The sequence below is a fragment of the Peptostreptococcus anaerobius 653-L genome, from assembly GCF_000178095.1.
In the GTDB taxonomy this organism is placed as follows: domain Bacteria; phylum Bacillota; class Clostridia; order Peptostreptococcales; family Peptostreptococcaceae; genus Peptostreptococcus; species Peptostreptococcus anaerobius.
On sequence record NZ_ADJN01000067.1, the window covers coordinates 1 to 560 of the forward strand.

The 560-nt window shown below is 33.6% G+C and carries 1 pseudogene; it reads left to right on the top strand.

Annotated features, from left to right (window positions below):
• Positions 1-35 precede the first annotated feature (35 nt).
• A pseudogene (locus tag HMPREF0631_RS08895) lies at positions 36-560 on the top strand (IS256 family transposase); the annotation flags it as partial.

A 560-nucleotide genomic window follows, 5' to 3' on the forward strand; every position in this document is an offset into this window, starting at 1 on the left:
AGAAATGAATGAGCATTTAGGATATGAGAAATATTCTAGGGCTTTACGTTGGCGATGCCGAATCTTCAAAATACTGGTTATCAGTATTTAATGAGCTTAAAAACAGAGGGCTAAAGGATATTATGATAATTTGTGCAGACGGATTAACAGGTATTAAAGAGTCCATAAACGTGGCTTTTCCAAATACTGAATACCAACGCTGTATAGTACATCAAGTCAGAAATACATTGAAATACGTTAGCTACAAAAACAAGAAAGAGTTTGCTGCGGATTTAAAATCAATTTACTTGTCAGGATCCGAAGAACAGGCTAGGCAAAATTTAGATGCTGTTAGTGAAAAATGGTCTGAAAAATACCCGAATTCCCTTAAATCATGGTATACAAACTGGGATTGTATAATTCCTATTTTTAAATTTTCTCCAGAAACTAGAAGAGTTATATACACTACAAACGCTATAGAGAGCCTCAATGCCCAGTTTAAGAGATTAAACAGGAATAGAAGTGTGTTCCCGACTAAATCTTCTTTGGAAAAAGCTTTATTTTTATCAGTAGAAAAAATT